This is a genomic window from Marinobacterium mangrovicola, assembly GCF_004339595.1.
Taxonomy (GTDB): Bacteria; Pseudomonadota; Gammaproteobacteria; order Pseudomonadales; family Balneatricaceae; genus Marinobacterium_D; species Marinobacterium_D mangrovicola.
On record NZ_SMFU01000007.1, the window covers coordinates 1,669,795 to 1,674,756 of the forward strand.

General features: G+C 56.5%; 2 protein-coding genes and 4 tRNA genes. 2 read left to right on the forward strand and 4 right to left on the reverse strand.

Annotated features, from left to right (window positions below; translation table 11 throughout):
- Positions 1–13: 13 nt before the first annotated feature.
- The 4 genes from CLV83_RS08510 to CLV83_RS08525 form a co-directional block, all read right to left on the reverse strand.
- Positions 14–89, reverse strand: a tRNA-Val gene (locus CLV83_RS08510).
- Between the two features lie 131 nt (positions 90–220).
- Positions 221–297, reverse strand: a tRNA-Asp gene (locus CLV83_RS08515).
- 6 nt (positions 298–303) lie between these two features.
- Positions 304–379, reverse strand: a tRNA-Val gene (locus CLV83_RS08520).
- 131 nt (positions 380–510) lie between these two features.
- Positions 511–587, reverse strand: a tRNA-Asp gene (locus CLV83_RS08525).
- A gap of 419 nt (positions 588–1,006) precedes the next feature.
- Here CLV83_RS08525 and CLV83_RS08530 point away from each other — a divergent pair.
- Together CLV83_RS08530 and CLV83_RS08535 are read left to right on the forward strand one after the other, a co-directional pair.
- Positions 1,007–3,583, forward strand: a complete 2,577-nt coding sequence (locus CLV83_RS08530; protein WP_132290199.1) for an outer membrane beta-barrel protein — start codon at positions 1,007–1,009, stop codon at positions 3,581–3,583.
- A 42-nt stretch (positions 3,584–3,625) separates the two neighbouring features.
- On the forward strand, positions 3,626–4,840 hold the full coding sequence (locus CLV83_RS08535; protein ID WP_132290202.1) for a hypothetical protein: 1,215 nt from the start codon (positions 3,626–3,628) through the stop codon (positions 4,838–4,840).
- Positions 4,841–4,962 lie beyond the last annotated feature (122 nt).

Sequence of the window (4,962 nt, forward strand, 5' to 3'; positions counted from 1 at the left end):
CCACTCCGTGTCTTGGTGGGCGAAGAGGGGTTCGAACCCCCGACCCTCTGCTTGTAAGGCAGATGCTCTCCCAACTGAGCTATTCGCCCAAAACGTGACCTTTACAACTTCTACGACTTCCCAAGGATTTCGGGAAGAAGTGGCTGAATCCTCTGGGCTTGCGACCCTGGATCCCATTGAGAGCTGACAGGCAGGTATTCTAACCTTTCAACTTCCAAATTGGCGGAATGGACGGGACTCGAACCCGCGACCCCCTGCGTGACAGGCAGGTATTCTAACCAACTGAACTACCACTCCGCGTCTTGGTGGGCGAAGAGGGGTTCGAACCCCCGACCCTCTGCTTGTAAGGCAGATGCTCTCCCAACTGAGCTATTCGCCCAAAACGTGACCTTTACAACCTCTACGACTTCCCAAGGCTTTCGGGAAGAAGTGGCTGAATCCTCTGGGCTTGCGACCCTGGATCCCATTGAGAGCTGACAGGCAGGTATTCTAACCTTTCAACTTTCAAAGTGGCGGAATGGACGGGACTCGAACCCGCGACCCCCTGCGTGACAGGCAGGTATTCTAACCAACTGAACTACCACTCCACTATCTGAGACTTAGAGTCTCTGCGGCAGTGCCGCTTCGTTGCTGTGGGTTACCCCTCAGAACGGAGTGCGAATTTTAATGGCTTTCCCTGTATTGTCAAACGGTTATCGCAAATATTTTTTTATACACCGCTCAAAGCCTGAAGCTGTGTAAACGTTGATCAACAAGCAGCTGATACTAGCTGTATAGATTTCACACAAACCTGACAGGGATCAGGTTTCGCAACCTCGAATCGAACGCAGAATATTCTTAACCGAAACAAATAGATGCATTAAATGAGTATAAAAAATCATCAGCAAACGGTTAATTTAGAATAAATAAATATATAAAACCCATACCAACCATGTGCTTTATTGGCTATACAGAAACCGTAGAGCCATGGACCGGCCATCGCTATTAACCGAACTAAAGACGATTAATGATGCTTGGCTTTCACACCCGCTTACCCCTGCTCTCCCTGCTTTTGATGGGGCTGGCAGAAACCAATCCATCCATTGCTGCCGAACCCACCGAGCCGACCACCGACTCCCCCTCTTCCAAGACACCCATCTGGAGCGGCGAGCTGGAAACTTTCTACCGCCAGGTAGACAACCTCTATGCTGAACACGATCAGACCCGAGATGATCAACTGCTCGGTCTCTCCGCCAATACCGGTGTGACCACCGGCAGCGAGGAGCTGAGATGGAACGCCAACGCCGGTTTCGAAAGCGGCCGCTACGACAGTTACAACGACGAAAACTACGATGATTACTGGTTTAACGCCGGACTGCAGCGCAGATTTTCACCGAACACCCGTGGCAGCCTGGGATTGGGCCACAACCGCGTGCATGAGGATCGCTCAAGCCCCGATCTTCCTGCCGCGGCAACGTCGCCAACCGAATATGATGTGACCGACGCTTACGGCCTGCTCAGCCACACCGGCAGCGATCTTGGTTGGCGCCTGGCAGGGTCCCTCGAATCCTATCGATTCGACGACAACAATACGGTTAGCGGCCTCCGCATCAACAACAGCGACCGGGACAGACTGCAGTCGACACTGGGGCTCCGGCTGAACTTCCAGCCTCGCCAGGCTATTTATCCCTTCGCGCAGATTCGTGCAGACCAGCGCAACTACAGGGATTCTGTCGATGACTACGGTTTTGACCGCGACTCCGAGGGCTATCGCATCAACCTCGGTCTGTCAGCCCGCATCACGCCGACGCTCTCAACTGAGGGGTTTATTGGCCAGCTATACCAGAACTACGATGACCCTCGTTTTAACAGTATCAGCAAGGTCGACTTTGGCGGCAGACTGAACTGGCAGATCACTCCTGCCACCCGGCTCAACCTCAGCCTTTCACGCTCGCTGGAAGAAACCACTCTGGCGGGGGCATCCGGATACCTGGTGACAGGATTAAGTGGGCAGATAGCCACACGCATCACTCCCCGGGATGAACTAAGCGCCGGACTCTACCTCGCCCACGAGGACTACCAGGAGCTGGATAGAACAGACAAACTGCTGGCCGCATCCCTCGGCTACAGGCACTACCTGACCAAGACGGTCTATTTCGGCGCCAGTTACACCCTGGACCAGCATAATTCATCATTAACCCGACTAGGCGACAACTCGGGCGCAGCGGTCAATGGAGCTAATGTGCAGTCCTTCGCCGATTACGACAGCCAGACACTGATACTGACTCTCGGCATGCGCCTGGGAACCGAAGGCACAAACCAGGTCGCCCCCTACGCCACTCCGGTGTTCTTTACCACAGACACCCTCTCCAGCTCCGGCCTTTACGCCGGTGTTCTTGGCGGATCAGAAACCGCCGGCGCCAGGGTATCCGGCGAACGCGGTCACCATGGCTCAGACAAATCCGACTTTGCTGGCTCCGGACTCACCGGCGGCGCGTTCCTTGGTTACGGCTACTATATCGATGCCTGGTATCTGGGCCTCGAGGGCAGCTATCTGCTGAGTAACGCTGATCTGGCCCACAGCAAAGCTAAAGACGATGCCCAGACGCTCAGCCTCGACACTAAAGACCGTGCCGGGCTCGACCTGCGCGTTGGCCACACACTGCCGGGCAACAACCTGATCTATGCGAGGGTCGGCGGTACCTACAGCCGCTTCGATACCTACAACCGGGTAAATGTGTATCCGCAAGAGGCTTACGATGACTCCGACTCCCGCTGGGGGCTGAGGTATGGCCTTGGCACCGAGATCCCCACCGGCCCACATACCTTCCTGCGACTCGATTACGGTGTAACAGACAGCCGTGACTACAGCGTCAGCTATAGCGGCCATACCGGCGAGCCGGAGTACGCTGATTATGATCCCCGCGCCACAGCGTTCACCCTTGGCCTTGGCTGGCGCATGAACGAGACAGCTCTGAAAGTCGTGGACACCAGCCAGCAGAGCGGCGTTTACGCCGGGCTGACACTGGGCAGTTCAAGCCTCACCTCACAGGCTACTGGCCTTCACAATGAAAGCAGCAGCACAGCGCCCTCCGCGTTTGGGGGCGATTTTGGCGACATCGGCCACGGCGCTCTCGCACCGTTTATCGGCTACGCCTGGAGCTTTGACTCTCCCTGGCAGCTGGCACTGGAAGTGGATGCCGACCTGCTCCGCGCTGGCTGGGAACATGATCGCGCACCCACTGGCCGCGACTTCAGCGTAGAAATGAACTCCTCCACCTCTGCCAACCTGCGTCTGGGTTACCGCCTCCAGCACGGAACCCTGATGTTTGCCAGCCTCGGTAGAGAGAGAGCCCGGTTTAACACCGACTGGATAAAAGGCGAAAACAGCAACGCTCACGTCAGCCGCGACGATGAGGTCTGGGGCACCCGTATCGGCGTCGGCGCCGAGATACCGCTGGGAAGAAAGACCGCCCTGCGCATCGATTACAGCGAGACCAACTTTGACGACTACAAATTCACTACCGAACAGAACAATTCGGACAGTATGACGTTCGATAACTCACGCTCCCGCTTCCGTACCGGCCTGGTTTATTACTTTTGATCAGTCGCCCAGGATCCGAGACTCAAAATAAGGACTAAGACAATGAAAACAATAGCTAAAAAACGTCTTGCCACGGCCATTTCGGCCTGCACCCTGTCACTGGCGCTCGCCCTCAGCGCCTCCTCAAGCTTCGCCGCTTCCCATGAAGAAGGCGACCATGGAACCGGCGGCGGCCACGGGATAAGCGGCCAGAGTCATGGCCAGATGGAGTCCGGCCACAATGCCGGCAGCAGTTTGAAAGGGCTGCGCCAGGGACGTCAGGACATTATCGACCTGCTGGCCGAAGAGGAGGAGGATAGCGACCGCCCAAGCTGGGCAGGACAATCCGGCAATGAAGGCAAGCCCGGCGGCGGTAACTCCGGCGGGGATCGCATGAAGGGTGATGACTACGGCGACATCGTTATCGTGCTGCGTAATGATGACGGCACCCTGTATCACCCCAATGATGACGAAAGCGTCACCGTGGCTATTCTGTCGGATGGCTCGCAAGTCGAGCTGATCGACGGCGAGCTGCCGGAAGGCACCATTCTTCCGGATGGAGTAACACTGCAGGAGGTCGAGTTTGGCCGCCTTAACGTGGCCCGCTCACCGACCACTGTCATAGAGCATTCGCTCACCGAAGCGTTGAGCAAGCTCGATGGCCTGACTCTCGGCGAGGATGTGACGCTTGATGCTTCCGGTCGCCTGGTCGTCGACGGCGTCACTATCGATTCGCCGCTCGAAAACCTGGCGCTGTATGAGGCACTCCTCACCGCCCCCGTCAGCGTGAATGATGACGGCGTCTCTGTGGTCACACTGACCGCTACCGCCAGTTCCGACGGCCAGGACACTACTTACAGCTTCGTCGTGCCCCAGGATGCTGTGCTTGAGCTGGCCGCCTCAGCACTGTCGGCTGCTTCGGATAAAACCGGCGAACTGACTATCGATGAAGTGATTGGCATCACCGGTTTCCTCGGCGAGGACACGCTAAACGCCCTGCAAACCTACGTCACCGATGGCAGTATCGATGACTATAGCGCCAGCGATACCTACAGCGGCGTAACTGTAGTCGTGCTCGATGAGCAAACAAACAGCGAAGGCGACACCATCTATGTGCCGATAACCGTCGATATTTACGAGGTTCTTCAAGACGATTTCGGCACGGTCGACACCTCCTCTATCTTCAATAACGAAGATGGCGGTATCGATGTGTTCACCAATATGGCTAACGATGCCGTACAGGTACTGGAGTACGTCCACGACAACGCGCTTGAGTAAACACAGTGCTTCACGCCCTGCCCTTCGGAGGGTGTCGCAAATCGCTTAGCGCGGCATTAGGCAGCAGGTGTTCGGCGATGTCGCGGGCTGGTACGCTTCGCTATTGAGCACCCGTGCGGCCG